The sequence below is a fragment of the Halomonas ventosae genome (assembly GCF_004363555.1).
Classification (GTDB): Bacteria; Pseudomonadota; Gammaproteobacteria; order Pseudomonadales; family Halomonadaceae; genus Halomonas; species Halomonas ventosae.
In genome coordinates, this window is sequence record NZ_SNZJ01000001.1 from 115,101 (window position 1) to 133,751 (window position 18,651).

At 62.5% G+C, this 18,651-nt stretch carries 20 protein-coding genes and 4 tRNA genes; 16 read left to right on the forward strand and 8 right to left on the reverse strand.

Annotated elements, in window-relative coordinates:
• Window positions 1–67 precede the first annotated feature (67 nt).
• From DFP85_RS00540 to DFP85_RS00570, 7 genes are all read left to right on the forward strand, one after another.
• Complete coding sequence (locus DFP85_RS00540; protein WP_133633895.1) at window positions 68–670, forward strand: sugar transferase; 603 nt, start codon at window positions 68–70, stop codon at window positions 668–670.
• Window positions 663–1,301: an acetyltransferase gene (locus tag DFP85_RS00545; RefSeq protein ID WP_133633897.1), complete on the forward strand. Its 639-nt coding sequence runs from the start codon at window positions 663–665 to the stop codon at window positions 1,299–1,301. Before DFP85_RS00540 ends, DFP85_RS00545 begins: the two co-directional genes overlap by 8 nt.
• Window positions 1,302–1,324: 23 nt before the next feature.
• On the forward strand, window positions 1,325–2,512 hold the full coding sequence (locus DFP85_RS00550; protein WP_133633899.1) for a DegT/DnrJ/EryC1/StrS family aminotransferase: 1,188 nt from the start codon (window positions 1,325–1,327) through the stop codon (window positions 2,510–2,512).
• A gap of 275 nt (window positions 2,513–2,787) precedes the next feature.
• Entirely contained in the window at window positions 2,788–3,822 is a 1,035-nt protein-coding gene (locus DFP85_RS00555; RefSeq protein WP_133633901.1) for a sugar-transfer associated ATP-grasp domain-containing protein, read from the forward strand.
• A gap of 341 nt (window positions 3,823–4,163) precedes the next feature.
• On the forward strand, window positions 4,164–5,465 hold the full coding sequence (locus DFP85_RS00560; protein WP_166644561.1) for an O-antigen ligase family protein: 1,302 nt from the start codon (window positions 4,164–4,166) through the stop codon (window positions 5,463–5,465).
• A gap of 77 nt (window positions 5,466–5,542) precedes the next feature.
• The gene (locus DFP85_RS00565; RefSeq protein ID WP_133633904.1) at window positions 5,543–6,004 is read left to right on the forward strand and encodes a tellurite resistance TerB family protein; all 462 of its coding nucleotides are present in this window, start codon (window positions 5,543–5,545) and stop codon (window positions 6,002–6,004) included.
• An 80-nt stretch (window positions 6,005–6,084) separates the two neighbouring features.
• Window positions 6,085–7,326, forward strand: coding sequence for an NAD(P)/FAD-dependent oxidoreductase (locus DFP85_RS00570; RefSeq protein WP_133633906.1), 1,242 nt, complete (start codon window positions 6,085–6,087; stop codon window positions 7,324–7,326).
• A gap of 199 nt (window positions 7,327–7,525) precedes the next feature.
• Here DFP85_RS00570 and DFP85_RS00575 read toward each other — a convergent pair whose 3' ends face one another.
• The gene (locus tag DFP85_RS00575) at window positions 7,526–7,951 is read right to left on the reverse strand and encodes a hypothetical protein (protein WP_133633908.1); all 426 of its coding nucleotides are present in this window, start codon (window positions 7,949–7,951) and stop codon (window positions 7,526–7,528) included.
• 62 nt (window positions 7,952–8,013) lie between these two features.
• Window positions 8,014–8,907, reverse strand: a complete 894-nt coding sequence (locus tag DFP85_RS00580; protein WP_133633910.1) for a DMT family transporter — start codon at window positions 8,905–8,907, stop codon at window positions 8,014–8,016.
• A 155-nt stretch (window positions 8,908–9,062) separates the two neighbouring features.
• On the opposite strand from DFP85_RS00580, the gene pyrC reads away from it, so the two are divergent.
• The 3 genes from pyrC (at window position 9,063) to DFP85_RS00595 (ending at window position 11,716) form a co-directional block, all read left to right on the forward strand.
• On the forward strand, window positions 9,063–10,106 hold the full coding sequence (gene pyrC, locus DFP85_RS00585) for a dihydroorotase (RefSeq protein WP_133633912.1): 1,044 nt from the start codon (window positions 9,063–9,065) through the stop codon (window positions 10,104–10,106).
• 61 nt (window positions 10,107–10,167) lie between these two features.
• A complete protein-coding gene (locus tag DFP85_RS00590; protein ID WP_133633914.1) occupies window positions 10,168–10,470 on the forward strand; it encodes a helix-turn-helix domain-containing protein in 303 nt (100 codons plus the stop codon).
• Window positions 10,460–11,716: a type II toxin-antitoxin system HipA family toxin gene (locus DFP85_RS00595; RefSeq protein ID WP_133633916.1), complete on the forward strand. Its 1,257-nt coding sequence runs from the start codon at window positions 10,460–10,462 to the stop codon at window positions 11,714–11,716. Before DFP85_RS00590 ends, DFP85_RS00595 begins: the two co-directional genes overlap by 11 nt.
• Here DFP85_RS00595 and DFP85_RS00600 read toward each other — a convergent pair.
• The 6 genes from DFP85_RS00600 to folD form a co-directional block, all read right to left on the reverse strand.
• On the reverse strand, window positions 11,643–12,671 hold the full coding sequence (locus tag DFP85_RS00600; protein ID WP_133633918.1) for an alpha/beta hydrolase: 1,029 nt from the start codon (window positions 12,669–12,671) through the stop codon (window positions 11,643–11,645). The genes DFP85_RS00595 and DFP85_RS00600 overlap by 74 nt on opposite strands.
• A 3-nt stretch (window positions 12,672–12,674) precedes the next feature.
• A complete protein-coding gene (locus DFP85_RS00605; RefSeq protein ID WP_133633921.1) occupies window positions 12,675–13,016 on the reverse strand; it encodes a HepT-like ribonuclease domain-containing protein in 342 nt (113 codons plus the stop codon).
• Window positions 13,013–13,303, reverse strand: coding sequence for a nucleotidyltransferase family protein (locus DFP85_RS00610; protein WP_133633923.1), 291 nt, complete (start codon window positions 13,301–13,303; stop codon window positions 13,013–13,015). The genes DFP85_RS00605 and DFP85_RS00610 overlap by 4 nt, the downstream gene beginning before the upstream one ends.
• A gap of 18 nt (window positions 13,304–13,321) precedes the next feature.
• Entirely contained in the window at window positions 13,322–14,065 is a 744-nt protein-coding gene (mtnN, locus tag DFP85_RS00615) for a 5'-methylthioadenosine/S-adenosylhomocysteine nucleosidase (RefSeq protein ID WP_133633925.1), read from the reverse strand.
• Entirely contained in the window at window positions 14,062–14,529 is a 468-nt protein-coding gene (locus DFP85_RS00620; protein WP_133633927.1) for an S-ribosylhomocysteine lyase, read from the reverse strand. The genes mtnN and DFP85_RS00620 overlap by 4 nt, the downstream gene beginning before the upstream one ends.
• Window positions 14,530–14,780: 251 nt before the next feature.
• On the reverse strand, window positions 14,781–15,644 hold the full coding sequence (folD, locus tag DFP85_RS00625; protein ID WP_133633929.1) for a bifunctional methylenetetrahydrofolate dehydrogenase/methenyltetrahydrofolate cyclohydrolase FolD: 864 nt from the start codon (window positions 15,642–15,644) through the stop codon (window positions 14,781–14,783).
• A gap of 177 nt (window positions 15,645–15,821) precedes the next feature.
• On the opposite strand from folD, the gene DFP85_RS00630 reads away from it, so the two are divergent.
• The 6 genes from DFP85_RS00630 (at window position 15,822) to clpP (ending at window position 18,633) form a co-directional block, all read left to right on the forward strand.
• A tRNA-Pro gene (locus DFP85_RS00630) sits at window positions 15,822–15,898 on the forward strand.
• A gap of 67 nt (window positions 15,899–15,965) precedes the next feature.
• Window positions 15,966–16,042 (forward strand) — tRNA-Arg (locus DFP85_RS00635).
• 69 nt (window positions 16,043–16,111) lie between these two features.
• Window positions 16,112–16,186, forward strand: a tRNA-His gene (locus tag DFP85_RS00640).
• Between the two features lie 24 nt (window positions 16,187–16,210).
• Window positions 16,211–16,285 (forward strand) — tRNA-His (locus DFP85_RS00645).
• A gap of 253 nt (window positions 16,286–16,538) precedes the next feature.
• Window positions 16,539–17,924, forward strand: a complete 1,386-nt coding sequence (gene tig, locus DFP85_RS00650; protein ID WP_133633932.1) for a trigger factor — start codon at window positions 16,539–16,541, stop codon at window positions 17,922–17,924.
• A gap of 88 nt (window positions 17,925–18,012) precedes the next feature.
• Window positions 18,013–18,633, forward strand: coding sequence for an ATP-dependent Clp endopeptidase proteolytic subunit ClpP (gene clpP, locus DFP85_RS00655; RefSeq protein ID WP_106231207.1), 621 nt, complete (start codon window positions 18,013–18,015; stop codon window positions 18,631–18,633).
• Window positions 18,634–18,651 lie beyond the last annotated feature (18 nt).

The following is an 18,651-nucleotide window of genomic DNA, read 5'->3' on the forward strand; positions in this document are numbered from 1 at the left end:
CTCCTGGCTTAAAAAGGGTATTTGTGTTTTGCACTATTTCTTTCCGCTTTCTTTCTAGGAGGTTGAGATGTATGTTAAGCGGTTTCTAGATTTCGTGATGGCATTTTTTTTGCTCGTTCTATTGAGTCCACTGCTTCTTCTGGTTTCTGTTGTTGTGTATTTAAATTTCGGGTTTCCAGTCTTGTTTCGTCAACAGAGGCCTGGGCTGCATGGACAGTCTTTCGTGATGTTTAAGTTTCGCAGTATGCGTAATGATATTGATACGGAAGGCAATTTGCTGGCAAATGAGTTGCGGATGACACGCTTCAGTCAATGGTTGAGATCAACCAGTCTGGATGAGTTACCAACTCTGTGGAACGTTCTCAAGGGCGACATGAGTCTGGTCGGGCCGCGTCCTCTTTTGGTGGAGTACTTACCGCTCTATACCCATCGGCAGGGCCGTCGCCATGAGGTAAAGCCTGGAGTGACCGGCTGGGCCCAGGTCAATGGGCGTAACGCCATCACTTGGGAAGAGAAGTTTGAACTTGACGTCTGGTATGTGGATCACCGCTCGCTGGGACTGGATCTGCACATTCTCATGTTGACACTGCGGAAGGTTCTGCGGCGCGAGGGAATCGCCCATGCAGGGGACGTTTCCATGCCGCGCTTCCGGGGCAGCTCCCATGAGTGAGCCGGGTCGGCTGGCCATACTCGGTGCGAGCGGCCACGGCAAGGTAGTGGCTGACATCGCCCTGCAGACTGGCTGGAACGAGGTCTGTTTCTATGACGACGCTTATCCCGGTCTTGGCATGGTGGAGCAGTGGCCGGTGGCAGGAACCTTCGAGGCACTGTTGCACGACCTTGCCTACTTCGACGGGGTGGCGGTCGCCATCGGCGATAACCGCGTCCGTGACGCCCGTCTCGAAACCTTGCTGGAGCACGGCGGGAATCTGGTGACCTTGATACACCCCCGGGCCATTGTTAGCCCCTTTGCTTCCCTAGCGTCCGGTTGCGTGGTGGTGGCTGGTGCAGTGATCAACGCCTTCGCTATGGTGGCCAGGGGGTGCATCATCAACACCGCGGCTACGGTGGGCCACGATTGCCGGCTGGCTCGGGCTGTACACGTGGCATCCGGCGCCAATCTCGCCGGTGGTGTCTCGGTGGGAAGCTACACCTGGGTGGGGGTAGGAGCCGCCGTTCGCCAGGGTGCGTGCCTGGGCGAGGGCGTGACGGTAGGTGCGTGCGCCGCAGTGGTATGCGACGTTGCGGATGGTGCCACCATGGTCGGCGTGCCGGCCCGCCCGATGCGGCACCAGGGCTGATAGACAACCTGCGGAGGTCGAGCATGCTGAATGGACCCTTTTCCCCTTGGCCCTGCTATTGCGAGGAGGAAGCCGAGGTAGTGCGTGCCGTGCTTCTTTCCAATCGGGTCAACTATTGGACCGGCGAGCAGGGACGTTGCTTCGAGTCGGAGTTCGCCGACTTCGTCGGTACTCGACATGCCGTGGCCGTGGCCAACGGCACCCTGGCCCTGGAACTGGCCCTGCGCGGGCTGGGGGTCGGTGGCCAACCGGGACGCCGCGACGAGGTGATCGTTGCCTCTCGCACTTTCCTGGCCTCGGCCTCGAGCATCGTCGCCGTGGGTGGCGTGCCGGTATTCGCCGATGTGGACCTGGACTCCCAGAACATTACCGCGGCCAACGTGGCGGCGGTCACCTCTCCCGATACCCGGGCCATCATCGCCGTGCACTTGGCCGGTTGGCCTTGCGAGATGGGTGAGTTAATGGCGCTGGCCGAGCGACTCGGGCTTTACCTGATAGAGGACTGCGCCCAGGCCCATGGTGCCACCTGGCAGGGCCACAGCGTGGGCAGCTTGGGCCATGTGGGCTGCTGGTCGTTCTGTCAGGACAAGATCATGAGTACTGGTGGGGAAGGCGGCATGGTGACCACCCGTGATGACGAGCTCTGGCGACGTATGTGGGCCTACAAGGATCATGGCAAGAGCTTGGCTGCCGTCTATGAGCGTGAGCACCCTCCTGGGTTTCGCTGGTTGCACGAGAGCTTCGGCAGCAACTGGCGGCTGACCGAGATGCAGTCTGCCATCGGCCGTTTCCAGCTCGCTCGCCTGCCGGCTTGGAAGCAGGCGCGACGGGCCAATGCCGAGCGGATCTGGGCTGTGGCTCGGGCTTGTCCGGGGCTGCGGGCGCCCCAGCCGCCAACCCATCTCGAGCACGCCGCCTACAAGGCGTATGTCTTTGTGGAACCAGAGCGACTGCGCCCAGGGTGGGATCGAGACCGCATCCTTGCCGAGATCGCCTCGGCCGGGGTGCCATGTCTGTCGGGATCCTGCTCCGAGATTTACCGCGAGAAGGCCTTCGAGGGCAGGGGGTGGACTCCGGAACGGCGGCTGCCGGTGGCCAGGCGGTTAGGCGATACGGCGTTGATGTTCCTCTGCCATCCCACGCTCACCGAGGCCGAAGTGGAGCTGACTTGTCGGGTGCTGGGGGAGGTGATGCAGCGCGCGGCACGATGACTGAGACGAAGCGCTTGCAACTGAACACCGTTGTGGTCTTGGTAATGACTCTCGCTAGAGTATATGCCGAGGGAGTCGCTTGAGATGGCTCCTAGGGAGGGCATGGCCGAGGACGAGCCTGAATTCAATCAAGAGATCGACCCCAAACCTATGGGGTAGCGCATTCTTCCATTTATCCAGGTGACGAGTCCTTTTCCGGAAACTAACCCTGTTCAGAAGACAGGTTGATTGAACGGTCTGGCGATCTTGGTCGACTCCTGGTTCGAGGTTCGGTGATGAAGACTTTTATAGGGTGGGGCTATTGTTTGCTCAAGACCGATTGGTACGGCATATGGAGGCTAGCCAATGACGCTCAAGAAAATAGTGGTTTTACCAGGTTTGGGCTGATTGCTGATCTGATGGTATCAACGCTTTATTACGAGGTGTCGCCTTCCGAATATTTTTATTTTCGGTTCCCAAGTATGGGCAAGAATGAAAGGGTCAGATGGGCTGGAACGACGGCTATGTGGAAGGCGCAAAGGAGTTTTATTCCAAAGGAAATTATTTCAACCTTTTCTTCAAAAGAAATATTTCGCGCAAGATTCGACCATTTGATGGCAGAGCATGCGGGAATGATTTCATGGCCGCATATTCAAAATTCATTAGTGAAGCGGTTGTTGGACCAAGGTGTCAGTAGCTGGTTTTTTAAGCCTGAGGACGGTCAATGTGGTGCTGGAGGGTTTTCTCTGGAAGTTGGCGGTTTTAACGCCGAGGTGCTTCACGACGAGCTGGGGAAGAGGTTAAGAAATGGTCGGAAATATATCGTGGAGAGGAAGCTCGTCAACCACGACGAATTGCGGATAGTGAATCCATCTTGTCTGAATACAGTCCGTGTTGTCACTTACACAGATGGTGAAGATGTGGAATTGCTATTTTCCAGAATCAGGTTTGGAAATGGTGGGGATGTTGATAATCTTGGTGCCGGCGGTTTTGCGGCAGAAGTTGACTCAGTTACGGGAAAAGTTACTGGGGCGGCAGTCTGCACAAGATCCGGGCTGGCAGAGTACTACCAAACACACCCGATCTCGAAGATCAAGTTCGAAGGAATCGAAATACCCCATTGGGAAAAGGTGATTGAATTGGTGAAGAGTGCGGCCATGGTCGAAACCAAGGCAAGTATCGTGGGTTGGGATGTGGCTGTCACGGATTCGGGAGTCTATCTCCTGGAAGGTAATCACAACTGGTGCAAGCTGTTATGGCAACTTCCGGTGAGGGAGGGTTTGAAAGCCGAGCTGGAAAAATATATGCAAATGGTTGATCACGTCCGGTGACACCGGCTTGTCTAACTTCGGATGGCGACCTCATGTGTCAAGCGAGACGCTATTCAAGGGTACGCTGGCCATCGTTCCATTTATTGCGTACCCCAACATGAATTTTTAACAGCATGCGACTGACTGAAATCCCCTTGAATCAGTCCAGCTCACTAAGTGAAAAACTCTCCTCAATTCTTCGTCGAGAGATTTACGCAATCAGGGGGAACGTTACGGAGGTCCCACGCTGCCGGTGGACCTTTTAATGAGAGGAAGAAAGGTCGGGGATAACTCCGGACGTTCCCTCGAGTTTCCGTTTTTGAGTTAAAAGCGATCTTTATAGTTAACGATGAAAAATGACAATGTCAAGATTTTTTGTGTTTTCCAATGGATGGCTTCTTTTTTCTTTTCTGGCATGGTTGATAGTTATCCCTTGGGGGTACGCTGTTATCCCCTTGATGGTGCTTGGCATGATTTTGCTACGCCTTCCTGTCATGCGCCATGTGGCTTCTCGTTTGGATTTACGAGACCTTAGTTTCTGTCTTGCATTTTTTTTGTATACGGCCATCTGGCTGATGGATGTCTGGCAGTCAGGTGATTGGTTGGTTGCTGATGGGGTTGCCATGCCACTCTGGCCGGTACTGGCGACCATGGTTCTGATATGGCTTCGCCTGTTCCCCCCTTCCCCTAGGCTATGGTGGGCTGGTCTCTGTACGGGCTCGCTTTTGGCTGGAAGTATCGCACTGTTCGAATATCGGGTGCTGATGCTTGAAAGAGTTGGCAACGGCATGAATGCGATTCCTTTCGGAAATATTGCTCTGTTACTTGGATGCTTGTCGTTGGTTGCATCCTTCTGGTGGCTGAAAAATGAGCGCGGGGCGCGCGGAAAAGTATGGTTTTCCCTCGCAGCTGCTGCTGGTGGTATGTTGGCGTCACTGTTGTCGGGTACGCGTGGTGGCTGGCTGGCAGCGCCTGTGTTGGCAATCCTCATCTGGATTGCCTGGCAAAGTATGCCGGATCACGAAGTTCATTATTGGCGACGTCGAAGCTGGCTTACGGTAACCTTGGTCATCATGATGCTTGTTGGCGTGTTTTTTTTAGGTGAACCTGCTTCTCGCTTGGCGGCTGCCATTAATCAGTTTCAGGGGTACTGGTTATCGGGTGACTGTGGTGGCTCCATAGGTCTTCGCCTGGAGATGTGGAAAGGAGGCGTGATACTTTTCAGTGAACGCCCGCTGACAGGCTGGGGCGAAGGAGGGCTTGAGGCCGCCCGTGATGCTCTTGTTGATCAGGGCTTGGTGTATCCCGGTATCAGCGTATTCACTCAGTTGCATAGCGACATGATTGATACCGCAGCACGACGCGGGTTGGTGGGGCTTGTATCGTTGCTGGGGCTATATGGGGTGCCACTCACGCTGTTCTGGCGATGTCGGCGTGATCCAGACCCTCGTGTGCGCTTGCTGGCGATCGCCGGGGTGATGATTGTGACCTCGTTCATGATCTTTGGGTTTTCGCAGTCCATGCTGCGGGATGTCCGTGGCCTCAGCGGCTACCTCGGTCTCTGCGTGGGATGTTGGGCGGTACTGAGATCCATTGAGTCATCGAATCGTTCTGCGTGCCCTCCGGGCGAGAGGTGCGTAAATGCAAGGGCTCCGGTCCGGTAGCGCATTCATTGCCCGCGATGAGATGATTCTTGGATTTGCGTGTCTGTTGACCTGAACACGTTAGACGGAATGGCTTGATGATCGATTCGATACAGCGCTTCTTCAACGACATGATGGCGGCAGGCGATCGCCCCAATGAGCCGGTGATCTCGCTGGAACTGGCCACGGCGGCCCTGCTGTTCGAGGTGGCACGTGCCGACTACCACCTCGACGGCAGCGAAGTCGCGCTGCTACGCGACCTGCTGCAGCGGCGTTTCAAACTGGCAGAGGCAGAACTCGATGAACTGATGCGCCTGGCCCGGGAGGAGGCCGAGTCGGCGGTGGACCATTACCAGTTCGTGAGCCTGGTCAAGGAGCACTTCGATTACGACCAGCGCTGCGAGCTGGTGCGCATGATGTGGTCGCTGTCGCTGGCCGACGGCGAGCAGCACCACCTCGAGGAGCATCGTATCCGGCGCCTGGCCGAGCTGCTGCATGTCAGCCATTCGGATTTCATCCGTGCCAAGCTGCGGGTGCAGGAGGATGATCCGGGTAACTGACATCGAGCATCGGCTTTCCCTCTGCGCCGCTAAGGTGCATGCTCGGTCTCAGTCCCCCGACAGCAGACAAGGAGTCAGAAATGGCGCGCGAGATCGTGGTGATGGGCGCCGGGATGGTCGGCGTGTCGGTCGCCTGGTACCTGGCCCGGCGGGGTCATGCGGTGACGCTGGTCGACCGGCGCGAGCCCGGCCGTGAGACCTCCTTCGGCAATGCCGGCATCATCCAGCGCGAGGCGGTGCAACCCTATCCCTTCCCGCGAGACCTCGCCACCATGCTCCGGGTATTGCCCAACCGCCAGGTGGATATCCGCTATCGTCCGGGCGGCATGGTGCAGGCCGCGGGGCCGCTGCTGCAGTATTGGCAGAACTCCGCCCCCAAGCGCTATGCGCGCATCGTCCCCGAATATGCCTCGCTGATCTGTCTCTCGCTGGAGGCGCATGCCCCGATGGTCGAGGCGGCCGAGGCCGACGCCCTGGTCCGTCGCGAGGGGTGGCTGGAGGTCTATCGCACCCGGGAAGCCATGGCAGCGCGCCTGCGGGATACCGAGGCTAACGCCGAGAGGTTCGGTGTCCGCTATCGGGCGCTAGAGGCGAATGAACTGGCGACCCTGGAGCCCCGCCTGAGTGATGACCTGGCCGGGGCGATCCACTGGGAGCAACCCTGGACGGTGGCCGACCCCGGTGCCCTGGTGCAGGCCTATGCCAAAAGCTTCGAGGCGGAAGGCGGCCGTGTGTGGCAGGCGGACGTGACCGACGTCGCTCGCCATGGCAACGGTTGGCGGGTCGCCACCTCCGAGGGGGAACTGGACGCCGAACAGGTGGTGATGGCGATGGGCCCCTGGTCGCGGGAGTGGCTCTCGAACCTGGGGCTGGATATTCCGCTGTTCGTCAAGCGTGGCTATCACATGCATTACGGCACCACCGATTCGGCTCGACTCGGCCACTGGGTGATGGACGCCGAGGTCGGCTACCTGCTGGCCCCGATGCAGGCGGGAATTCGCCTCACCACCGGCGCTGAGCTGGAGCGCCTCGAGGCGCCGCCGCACCTGGCGCAGTTGGCCGCCGCCGAGCGCGTGGCGAAGAAGCTGTTTCCGCTGGGTGAGCGGTTGGATGCCGAGCCCTGGAAAGGCGCGAGGCCGTGCACGCCGGACATGAAGCCGGTGATCGGCCCGGCGCCGGGGCAGGAGGGACTCTGGCTGGCGCTCGGCCATGGCCATCAGGGCTTTACCCTGGGCCCGGCGACCGGTCGCCTGCTGGCGCAGATGATGGACGGCGAGCGCCCGGAGATCGATATGGCGCCGTTCCGGGCCGATCGGTTCTGAGGCTGGCGTTTTGTAGACGCTTCGACTTGCACATCGATAAAGGCAGGCCATGGGATAATGTGGGAGCCGTGCTTGCACGGCGATTTGTTACTCTCCGCTTTTCGCGGTGCAAGCACCGCTCCCACAAGGGCTTCGCCCCTAGCTCCCACAAAGGTTTCGTCCCTTAATCTCGATGGCGATTCGCATTCTTTTGGGCGGGTTATCGCTTGGCCTTGCGCTTCTGCTGGAGCAGGTGCATCAACAGCTTGATCACCAGGGTGAAGACGAACACCAGCCAGCCGGCGGTGGCCAGCACGTTGAACAGCAGCATCTTCTGCTCGCCATTCATCGGGGTGATGAGGTGGTCGATGACGATGGCCAGCAGGAAGGCCAGGGTCAGGGGCAGGGCGAGGATGTGCATCCACATCTCGGTGCGCCGCTTGCGGACATGGTAGCGGCCCAGCAGCACGCGGATGGGGCGGTGCACGAAGCTGATCAGGATCAGGCTGCCGACCATCAGCAGGGCGGCGAGGCTGGGTTCGATGCTGCCCAGGTGCGCGGAGATGCTGACCGACCAGTAGAGCACCAGCCACATGAAGCCGGCCAGGATGGCAACGATATCGGCGTAGTGTCTTACCTTGGGCATCATGTCCTCATGGGTGGCCGGGCGTCGTTGGCGACGCGAACGCTGGCGCCATGATACGGCATTCAGCGTCGCTTGAAGAGTCGCCTTACCCAGTACCAGCGGTTGATCAGCAGGGCCGCGAAGATCAGCGAGCAACCCGTCAGTTGCAGCAGCGTCATGCTCTCGTCGAACCACCAGGCGGCCATCAGCGCGGTCCAGACCGCCTCGAGCATCAGGATGACCGCGGCATGGCTGGGGGTGGTCAGGCCCTGGGCGTGGACCTGGAGGAAGAAGCGCAGGGTGCTGGCGAAGAGGATGCTGGCGGCGACCCAGCCGAGGGTGGCGGCCGAGAGGCCTGACGGCCAGGGCTCGACGGGGAGCGAGGCGAGAGTGAGCACCAGGCCCACGACCCCCAACTGGATCGCCGTCAGCGGCAGGGCAGGCACCCGTCGCACCACCCGCGAGTTGGCATTGATCAGCACCGAGAAGACCAGCGCCGAGCCGGCGATCAGCCACTGGCCGGGCTCGATCCGGAAACCGGCGTTCAGCGACAGCAGCATGAAGCCGATCAGCGCCACCGGCAGGGCGATCCAGGTGGTGCGCGGCGGCCGATCGCCAAACAGCAGGCGTGCCACCACCGGCACCAGCAGGATGCCCAGGCTGTTGATGAAGGCGCTCTCGCCGAGGTGGCGGGAGTGATGCAGGCCGAGCACCCACAGCGAGATGGCGGCGCTGAAGATCAGGCCCACGCCGGCGGCTCGCCGCCAGTCGGCAAGGGAGAGCCGGCGCAGGGCGTGGAGGGCGAAGAGCGCCAGGATGCCCCCGGCGATCAGGAAGCGCGTGCCGATGAACAGCAGTGGCGGCATGCCGGAGAGAGCCTCCTTGGAGAAGATCCAGCCGGCGGCGGCCAGCAGGGTGACCAGCAGCAGCAGGAAGTCGGCGCGCAGAGGCGAGCGTGTCGGGTCAATGGGCGGCATCGGTCACCGAGGCGTGGAGAAATCGGCCGGATATGTTAGCAGACAAACGGCCTGGCGTGGGCTCGGGGTGGCGGCGGGGTTGCGATATACTGGTGGCACCCTTGGTCATGCCGACACCCACGCTTTCGATACAGACTTTCACAACAGGACCTGCCGTGAACTCGATTACCCTGACTCGCCCGGACGACTGGCACCTGCACCTGCGCGACGGCGAGGCCATGGCAGCCGTGGTGGCCGCCAGTGCCCGCCAGATGGGCCGCGCCATCATCATGCCCAACCTCAAGCCGCCGGTGACCACCACCGAGCAGGCGCTGGCCTATCGCGAGCGCATCCTCGCGGCGTTGCCCGCCGGGGCCGGTTTCGAGCCGCTGATGACCCTCTACCTGACCGACAACACCCCGGCCGAGGAGATCGAGCGGGCCCATGCCAGCGGCCTGGTGCAGGCGGTGAAGCTCTATCCCGCCGGGGCGACCACCAACTCGGCCTCCGGCGTCACCGACCTGGCCCATTGCGACGCGGCCGTGGCCGCCATGGCGCGGCTGGGGATTCCGCTGCTGGTCCATGGCGAGGTCACCGACGCCGATATCGACATCTTCGATCGCGAGGCGGTGTTCATCGAACGGGTCATGAAGCCGCTGCTCGAGCGCCACCCGGACCTGAAGGTGGTCTTCGAGCACATCACCACGGCCGATGCCGCCGACTTCGTGGCCGCGGCGCCGGCTAATGTCGCGGCCACCATCACCGTCCACCACCTGCTGTTCAACCGCAACCACATGCTGGTGGGCGGCATCCGCCCCCACTACTATTGCCTGCCGATCCTCAAGCGCGAACGCCACCGCCAGGCGCTGCTGGCCGCCGCGACCTCGGGTAGCCCGAAGTTCTTCCTGGGCACCGACAGCGCGCCCCATGCCCGTGGTGACAAGGAGAGTGCCTGCGGCTGTGCGGGGGCCTATACCGCGCCGGCGGCCCTGGAGCTGTATGCCACCGCCTTCGAGCAGGCCGGGGCCCTGGAGCGTCTCGAGGGGTTCGCCAGCCACTTCGGCCCCGACTTCTACGGCCTGCCGCGCAACGCCGAGACCGTCACCCTGGTACGCGAGCCCTGGCAGTTGCCGGAGGCGCTGCCCTATGCCGAGGGCCAGACCATCGTGCCCCTGGCTGCCGGCGAGACGCTGGGGTGGAGGTTCCAGGAAACAACCTGACCTCGTCAGGCATCGTATTCGTTGCTATTGTTTGCTTAAAGCAACGAATGCGGTGCAAAGCATGTCCCTCCATGAGCAACTCAAGACTCGGCGTCGTGCGCTCTCCCTGACACAGCAACAGCTGGCCACGCGGGTCGGGATGACCCGCCAGCAGTACCAGCGGCTGGAAGCGGGGGGCAATCCGCGGCTGGAGACTCTCAACCAGGCCGCTGATGGTCTGAACGCCCGCCTGATGTTGATCCCCATCGAGAAGTGGCATGCGGTATTGTCGCTGCTCGATGAAGGGCAGTCGTCTCGTCCCCCGCTGGATGTAGACCCCTGGCAAGGACTCCTCGACGATGAGGAGGATGACCATGGTCAATGAGCCCGTCGAGATGCTCGAGCTCTCGCTTCACGGCCGTCGAGTGGCATACCTGGCGGGCTACCGGGGCGGACGCAATGTCCTGGTGTTCGACGAGGCGTGGCGTCTTGACCCCGGCCGGCCCACCCTGACCCTGACCCTGATGGCGGGCTTTCCTCGGGCCGAGGCGCTAATGGAGACCGCCTGGATTCGCCAGCAGCGCCTCCACCCCTGGTTCTCCAACCTGCTCCCGGAAGGGTCCCTTCGTGACTGGCTGGCCTCACGGCTGAAGGTGCATCCCGATAATGAGTTTCCCCTGCTGGCCAGGCTGGGGCATGACCTGCCAGGGGCGTTAGTGGCAACCCCGGTGATGCCGGATGACATGCCGGACTGGGTGCTTTCCCATCGCCGCAGCGTGACTCCGGTCCCGCAGCAGGCCCGAGAAGGCGCAGGTTTTTCCCTGGCGGGTGTGCAGCTGAAGTTCTCCATGCGCGAGAGAGCGGGGCGCTTCAGTCTCTCGGGTGGGGATGGCCCAGGGACCTGGATCATCAAGCCGCCTTCCGCACGCCATTCCAGGCTACCCGAGGCCGAGTTCACATCCATGCGGCTGGCCGAGAGTGCGGGGGTGGAGATCCCGGAAGTGCGACTGGTACCGCTGCAAGCCCTGGAAGGCCTGCCCGATATCACCCTGCCTGACGAGCCTCATGCCTATGCCATTCGCCGCTTTGACCGTGTGCAGGAAACACGTGTGCATACCGAGGACATGGCCCAGGTCCTGTTCCGCTACCCCCATGAGAAGTACGACGGCCCGAGCTATGAGCAGATCGGGCGCCTGTTGAGGGAGTTTACCGGGGATGGGCTGGCGTCGGTCCAGGCGTTCGCTCGTCGGCTGCTGGTAAACATCTTGCTGGCGAACGGAGACGCGCACCTCAAGAACTGGAGCCTGCTGTACCCCGATCGGCACACGCCCTCGCTGGCACCGGCCTATGACATCGTGACGACCCGGGCCTATATCGAAGAGGAGCGCGAAGCGGCACTGAACCTGAATGGGAAGAAGGACTGGTACCGGCTCAATGAGGAGGATTTCCGGCGGTGGTCGGAGAGGGTTGGCGTCTCCTGGCCGGCCATACGGCAAGTCCTGGCCGAGACGGTCGAGCGCGCCAGGAGTCAGTGGCCGTCTCAGTTGTCGTCACTGCCTATGGCAGAGGCGCATCAGCGTGTATTGAGAGAGCATTGGAAACAGCTGGCGCCGGAGTGGCGTATCGAGTAGGGGCTGTTTGAATGAGGGCCGTGCTGGGCTCTTCCTCCCGCACCTGCCGGTCGAGAAAGGCAATGCCGGCCTCGATGGCGCTGTCGCGGATCAGGAAGCTGGTGAAGTGCCCACGGTAGTGCTGCAGGTAGAGCTCGCTCTCCACCCCTTGAGAGAGGAGTTCGGCGTGGAAGTCGGTGGCATGGTCCACCGGGACCAGGCTGTCCCAGCGGCCGTGGAAGAGGAAGTGGGGCGGCGTGTCGGCATCGACGTGGTAGATCGGCGAGGCCAGCCGGTAGGCCTCGGGCTTCTCGGCCCGGGTGCCGCCGATGAACTCCACCACCAGGCGTCCATCATCGAACTTGAAGAGGTCGCTCGGCAGGCCGCCCGCCAGCACGGCGGCCAGCCGGGCGTGGTCGCCGCCATGGGGTGCGGCCAGGGGACCGCTGCTGCCCATCACGCCGAGCAGGCTGACCAGGTGGGCGCCGCTGGAGTAGCCGACGCCGACGATACGGTCGGTGTCGATACGCCACGCATCGGCCCGGTCGTGGATCCAGGCCATGGCCTGCTGCAGGTCGTGGAGCTGGGCGGGGAAGCGGTAGGTCGGGGCGAAGCGGTAGGCGACGTTGACCGTCACGTAGCCGCGTTCGGCGAGCCGCTCGGCGATCTCGGCCATGTCGTCGGGACTTCGCCGCTGCCAGCCGCCTCCATGCACCAGCAGGGCCGCCGGGCGCAGCCGGTCGTCGGGGGTATCCGGGAGCAGGACGCGCGCCTCGAGCGCCTCGGGCCAGTCGGGTGGGGTATAGGTGAGCGGCGCCAGGCGTTCGACGCCGTAGTCGGCTGGTTCCACGTCGTTCAGGGATTTGACCTCGCCGTTGCGGTCGAGGTGGGTGGCGCAGCCGGCCAGCAGCAGAGTCAGGGCGAGAAGCAAGTATCGCGACCAGTGAGCCTGTGCCGCGAGATTGTAGTCATTCATCTATCAGCCCCCGCTGTCTCCGGCTAGCATCTCCCGGATGGCTTGCCCCAGCGGTTCCAGATGCTGGTCGATAACACCGGTTACTGTGAAGGGGTCAATATTGCCAAGGTATTCATGTACCAGAATATTGCGGAAGCCACTGATCTGTTGCCAAGGGATATCTGGATAGCGGGATTTCTTCGAGTCGGGGAGGCGCTGGGTTGCCTCAGACAGGGTCTGGAGGTTCCGTAGGGCAGCATCATAGAGGATGTCGTCTTCGGTGATGTCGCCACGCTGTCTTATGCGTGAAATCTTCTCGATGACGTCAAGAATATGCTGGGCGTATAGCTGCCACTCCTTGCTCATAACTCTCGGGCTTCCGCGAGAACAGCGTCCCGGATGTGACGGTTGAGTTCGTGGAGGGGAATCAAGTCGACATCGTGACCGGTAATCTCAGCCAGCCTCTCTGCAAGCGCCATGCGCTGAGTGAAGAGGTCATAGCCCTTGTCGAAATCCACCAGAAAGTCGATATCACTGCCCTGTCCCTCCTGCCCCCGAGCAACGGAACCGAATACCCGGATGCCATGGGCCCCATGAGCTCTAGCGGCATTCAAGATGGCGTGACGCTTCTCATGTAGCTCATCGAGTAGCATGGGGGCTCCTGACTACGATCAAGTCGCTTGTTCGACCTCAGGATAGGGCGCAGATTCCATGCATGCCAGGCGGTCGACCATGGCCGTGACCATGCGCGAGGAGTGGTCGGCCGCCTTCTCCAGGAACTCGCCGAAGGAGAGATGGTTGTCGCCGCCGCCGGCGATGTCCGAGAGCGCGCGGATGACCACGAAGGGGCAGCCGTAGTGGTGGCAGGTCTGGGCGATCGCCGCGGCCTCCATCTCGGCGGCCAGCATGGTGGGGAAGCGCGAGCGCGTGGTGGCGACGAGCTCCGGGCAGGCCATGAACACATCGCCGGTGGCGATGAGGCCCTCGACGACGTTGACCTCGCCCAGCGCCTCGACGCACTCCCTGGCCATGGTGACCAGCCGTGCGTCCGGGAAGTAGGCAGCGGGCATGTTGGGCACCTGGCCGTGCTCGTAGCCGAACACCACGGCGTCGACGTCGTGGTGGCGCACCTCGCTGGAGACGACGATATCCCCGATCTCGAGCCCCTCACCGAAGCCGCCGGCGGAGCCGGTATTGATGATCGCCTCGGGATGGTAGACGTCCAGCAGCAGGGTGGTGCCGATGGCGGCATTCACCTTGCCGATGCCGGACTGCAGGATCACCACCTCGACGCCATGCAGCTTGCCCAGGTGGAAGGTGCAGCCCACGTGCTGGCGGGTGCGGCGATCCTCCAGCTGCGCGGCGAGTGCTGCGACCTCCTGGGCCATGGCGCCGATGATGCCGATGCGCTTCATGCGAACACCTGGCTCCATTCGTCGCGCTTGGCCAGGAAGCCACGGGCGATCTGCTTGGCGCCCTCCAGGCTGTGGCTCGCTGCCCAGCCGCACTGCATCTCGTTGCAGGCGGGCACTTCGTCGGCTTCCAGCACGTCCTTGAGGGTGCCTTCGACCAGGTCGAGCACGCCGTCGTAGTCGTCGTAGTTGATCATCGCGATGTAGAAACCGGTCTGGCAGCCCATGGGGCTGATGTCGACGACCTTGTCGGAGTGGTTACGGGACATCTCGGCCATCAGGTGTTCCAGGGAGTGCAGACCGGGCATCTCCATGTGGTCCTGGTTGGGCTGGCAGATCCGCATGTCGTACTTGTGGATGGTATCGCCGTGCTCGCCGGTCTTGATGTCGGCAAGGCGGATGTAGGGGGCCTTCACCTTGGTGTGGTCGAGGTTGAAGCTTTCGACGTTCATCTTCTTGTCGGTCATCGGGAGACCTCGCGAGTCGGAAAAAATGGGCAGCTAATTCTAGCGGAATTCGACGAAAGGTGCACGACGCGCCTGGTGGGAGTTGGTTTTCGTGGAGCACGTCGAGGCTTCCAACCGGCCGCTCCCACCATCCATGGTTGGTGGCTGGAAGAGCCTGTGGGAGCGGTGCTTGCACCGCGAATGACTTGGCTCGGCACCCATCGCCGTGCAAGCACGGCTCCTACAATGACCCCCTTGCGCCTTGCTCCTTGCTACTTCTTCTCGGCGTCATGCATATCGGCGGCCTGCAGGGTGTTCTCGAGCAGGGTGGCCACGGTCATGGGGCCGACGCCGCCGGGGACCGGGGTGATCCAGCTGGCACGCTCGGCGGCCGGGGCGAAGTCGATGTCGCCGATCAGGCGGCCGTCCTCCTGGCGGTTGATGCCCACGTCGATGACGATGGCGCCGGGCTTGATCCACTCGCCCTTGACGAGGCCGGGCTTGCCCACCGCGACCACCAGCAGGTCGGCGCGCCGGACGTGCTCCTCGAGGTTACGCGTGAAGCGGTGGCAGACGGTGGTGGTGCAGCCGGCGAGCATCAGTTCCAGCGACATGGGGCGGCCGACGATGTTGGAGGCGCCGACCACGGTGGCGTCCAGGCCGCGGACCTCGAGGCCGCTCGCCTCCAGCAGGGTCATCACGCCTTTGGGGGTGCAGGGGCGCAGCAGCGGCAGGCGCTGGGCCAGGCGGCCGAGGTTGTAGGGGTGGAAGCCGTCGACATCCTTGTGGGGCAGGATGCGCTCGAGGATCGGGCGGGCGTCCAGATGCTCGGGAAGCGGCAACTGCACGAGGATGCCGTCGATGCGGGGGTCTGCGTTGAGCTGGTCGACCAGGGTCTCGAGTTCCTCCTGGCTGGTGTCTGCCGGCAGCTGGTACTTGAAGGAGCGGATGCCGGCCTCCTCGCAGGCACGGTGCTTGTTGCGCACGTAGACGGCGGAGGCGGCGTCCTCGCCCACCAGGACCACGGCCAGTCCGGGAATGCGCCCTCCGGCCTCGCGGCGTGCCTGCACCTGGCGAGCGACCTGCTGGCGGACTCGGGCGGCAATGGACTTGCCATCGATCAGTTGGGCGGTCATCGAGCTTCCCTCTGCTGGTGGGTGGTCGGGGCGGGGGATTTTCGCATGCCCGGGGCCCTAGGCAAAGCTGGCGGGCGGCAGTGGCGCGCTTCTCGCTTGACCCGAGGGGAAAGTTCCGTAGAATACGCAGCGCTTGACGAGGCCCCTGCGGCGGCGTCAGGGCCGTGCAAGAGCCGGCGGGGTGTAGCGCAGTCTGGTAGCGCGCCTGCTTTGGGAGCAGGATGTCGGGGGTTCGAATCCCTCCACCCCGACCACAACCTGTTGATTGGGAAGTTTTATTTCTCATTTTAGGTTGCGGTCAGGCGCTCTGAGACGTAGAATGCGCCCATAGCTCAACCGGATAGAGCAACGGCCTTCTAAGCCGTAGGTTGCAGGTTCGAGTCCTGCTGGGCGCGCCATGTTTCATGGAGTGGCCGGTAGCGGTTCAGCCGGCGCGTTGAGCCTTCAGCAAGACCCGTGTCGTAGTGGTGGATGTAGCTCAGTGGTAGAGCCCCGGATTGTGGCTCCGGTGGTCGTGGGTTCGATCCCCATCATCCACCCCACCTCGACATGACCCCCAGGCAGTGGTGGATGTAGCTCAGTGGTAGAGCCCCGGATTGTGGCTCCGGTGGTCGTGGGTTCGATCCCCATCATCCACCCCATTGCCTCCCTCAGCAGTTCCCGCTTCGCCCGGTTCATCTCCTGATCCCTTTTCGGTGCCATGGCGCCCGTCGTTCCGTGACCTGTCGCGGCAGTCGCCAGCACGGAAAAATCCCGGTCATGCCCCTTGTAATGTGCCGTCAGGCCCCCATCTGTTCAGGCACGGCGCTTGCCAGTACCGGGCGGGATTCTTAGAATCTCTCCTTTGACCCTTTCACGCTTTCACAGAACGCCCCAGTCGGTAGAGGACATTTCATGCAAGTTTCCGTCGATACGACCTCCCAGATTGAACGCCGCATCAAGGTCCAGGTGCCGGCCGCCGAGGTCGACGAGGCCGTTGCCGCCCGTCTCAAGGATGCCGCCAAGAACGTTCGCATGGACGGCTTCCGCAAGGGCAAGGTCCCGATGTCGGTGATTCGCCAGCGCTACGGGCGCGGCGTGCGCGACGAGGTGGTGGGCGAAGTGATGCGCGAGCGCTACGTGCGTGCCATCTCCGAGCACGAGCTCAACCCGGCCGGCTACCCGCAGATCGAGGCCACCGTCAATGAGGCGGGCAAGGACCTGGAGTTCACCGCGACCCTCGAGATCTATCCCGAGGTCGAGCTGTCGTCCATCGAGGGTACCGAGGTCGAGCGTCCGGTGGTCGAGGTGACCGAGGCCGACGTCGACGAGATGATCGATACCCTGCGCAAGCAGAATGCGGGCTGGGAAGAGGTCGAGCGTGCCGCCGAGGAGGGCGACCAGGTCAAGATCGACTTCCAGGGCTTCCTGGGTGACGAGCCCTTCGAGGGCGGCAGCGCCGAGGGCCACGAGCTGGTGATCGGTTCCGGCAGCTTCATCCCCGGCTTCGAGGAGCAGCTGATCGGCGCCAAGGCGGGCGAGGAGAAGGAGCTCAAGGTCACCTTCCCCGAGGACTACCAGGCCGAGCAGCTGGCCGGCCAGGAAGCGACCTTCAAGGTCAAGGTCCACGCCGTGAAGGGCCAGGCCCTCCCCGAGGTGGATGCCGAGTTCGTCGAGAAGTTCGGCGTCGAGGACGGCGACCTGGACAAGTTCCGCGCCGAGGTCAAGAAGAACATGACCCGCGAGGCGACCCAGGCCGTCGACAACCGCGTCAAGCAGCAGGTGCTCGAGGCCCTGAAGAAGGTCAACGACATCCCGGTGCCCCAGGCGCTGGTGCAGCAGGAGACCGAAGGCCTCAAGCGCCAGGCGGCCCAGCAGTTCGGCCTCGGCGAGGACTTCGACGTCAGCCAGCTGCCCGACGAGCTGTTCGCCGAGCAAGCCAAGAGCCGCGTCCAGGTCGGCCTGCTGCTGGCCGAGGTGATCAAGGCCAACGAACTCGCCGCCAGCGACGACGAGATCAAGGCCAAGGTCGAGGAGCTGGCCCAGCAGTATCAGGACCCCCAGCAGGTGGTCGAATACTACATGAGCAACGATCAGCTCAAGACCCAGGTCCAGTCGGCTATCCTCGAAGAGAAGGCCGTCGATGTCCTGCTTGAGCAGGCCAGCGTCAAGGACGTGGAGATGAGCTACCAGGAGGCCCTCGCCGCGGCCCAGCAGCAGGGCGAGGCCGACGCGGAAGGCGAAGAGGCCGAGGCCGAGTCTCAGGGTGAAGAGCCCCAGGGCGAAGAGAAGCAGGCCTGATCGCGCTATGGCGCACCCTGCCTGGCCCCGCGGCCGGGCAGGGCGTTACCTGACGCTTCCATTCATCGGATCCAAGGACATCACCCAGATGAGCAACCCGTTCGATATCCAATCCGCCGGTGGCCTGGTGCCCATGGTGGTCGAGCAGAGCGCGCGCGGCGAGCGGGCTTACGACATCTATTCCCGCCTGCTCAAGGAGCGCGTGATCTTCCTGGTGGGCCCGGTGGAAGACTACATGGCCAACCTGCTGGTGGCACAGCTGCTGTTCCTCGAGTCCGAGAACCCGGACAAGGACATCCACCTGTACATCAACTCCCCGGGAGGCTCGGTGACCGCCGGCATGTCGGTCTACGACACCATGCAGTTCATCAAGCCCGACGTCTCCACGGTCTGCATCGGCCAGGCGGCGAGCATGGGCGCGCTGCTGCTGGCCGGCGGCGCCGCGGGCAAGCGCTACTGCCTGCCCAACTCGCGGATGATGATCCACCAGCCGCTGGGCGGCTACCAGGGGCAGGCCTCGGACATCGAGATCCACACCCGCGAGATCCTCGGCATCCGCGACAAGCTCAACCAGATCCTGGCCCATCACACCGGCCAGGACATCGAGACCATCGCCCGGGATACCGACCGCGACAACTTTATGAACGGCCCGCAGGCCGCCGAGTACGGCCTGATCGATGCGGTGCTGGAACAGCGGCCGACATCCTGATAGCGTGAATTTCACCCG

Coding starts and splice junctions, on each gene's coding strand:
- DFP85_RS00540 (WP_133633895.1), top strand. CDS start 68: ATGTATGTTAAGCGGTTTCTAGATTTCGTGATGGCATTTTTTTTGCTC.
- DFP85_RS00545 (WP_133633897.1), top strand. CDS start 663: ATGAGTGAGCCGGGTCGGCTGGCCATACTCGGTGCGAGCGGCCACGGC.
- DFP85_RS00550 (WP_133633899.1), top strand. CDS start 1,325: ATGCTGAATGGACCCTTTTCCCCTTGGCCCTGCTATTGCGAGGAGGAA.
- DFP85_RS00555 (WP_133633901.1), top strand. CDS start 2,788: ATGAAGACTTTTATAGGGTGGGGCTATTGTTTGCTCAAGACCGATTGG.
- DFP85_RS00560 (WP_166644561.1), top strand. CDS start 4,164: ATGTCAAGATTTTTTGTGTTTTCCAATGGATGGCTTCTTTTTTCTTTT.
- DFP85_RS00565 (WP_133633904.1), top strand. CDS start 5,543: ATGATCGATTCGATACAGCGCTTCTTCAACGACATGATGGCGGCAGGC.
- DFP85_RS00570 (WP_133633906.1), top strand. CDS start 6,085: ATGGCGCGCGAGATCGTGGTGATGGGCGCCGGGATGGTCGGCGTGTCG.
- DFP85_RS00575 (WP_133633908.1), bottom strand. CDS start 7,951: ATGCCCAAGGTAAGACACTACGCCGATATCGTTGCCATCCTGGCCGGC.
- DFP85_RS00580 (WP_133633910.1), bottom strand. CDS start 8,907: ATGCCGCCCATTGACCCGACACGCTCGCCTCTGCGCGCCGACTTCCTG.
- DFP85_RS00590 (WP_133633914.1), top strand. CDS start 10,168: ATGTCCCTCCATGAGCAACTCAAGACTCGGCGTCGTGCGCTCTCCCTG.
- DFP85_RS00595 (WP_133633916.1), top strand. CDS start 10,460: ATGGTCAATGAGCCCGTCGAGATGCTCGAGCTCTCGCTTCACGGCCGT.
- DFP85_RS00600 (WP_133633918.1), bottom strand. CDS start 12,671: ATGAATGACTACAATCTCGCGGCACAGGCTCACTGGTCGCGATACTTG.
- DFP85_RS00605 (WP_133633921.1), bottom strand. CDS start 13,016: ATGAGCAAGGAGTGGCAGCTATACGCCCAGCATATTCTTGACGTCATC.
- DFP85_RS00610 (WP_133633923.1), bottom strand. CDS start 13,303: ATGCTACTCGATGAGCTACATGAGAAGCGTCACGCCATCTTGAATGCC.
- mtnN (WP_133633925.1), bottom strand. CDS start 14,065: ATGAAGCGCATCGGCATCATCGGCGCCATGGCCCAGGAGGTCGCAGCA.
- DFP85_RS00620 (WP_133633927.1), bottom strand. CDS start 14,529: ATGACCGACAAGAAGATGAACGTCGAAAGCTTCAACCTCGACCACACC.
- folD (WP_133633929.1), bottom strand. CDS start 15,644: ATGACCGCCCAACTGATCGATGGCAAGTCCATTGCCGCCCGAGTCCGC.
- tig (WP_133633932.1), top strand. CDS start 16,539: ATGCAAGTTTCCGTCGATACGACCTCCCAGATTGAACGCCGCATCAAG.
- clpP (WP_106231207.1), top strand. CDS start 18,013: ATGAGCAACCCGTTCGATATCCAATCCGCCGGTGGCCTGGTGCCCATG.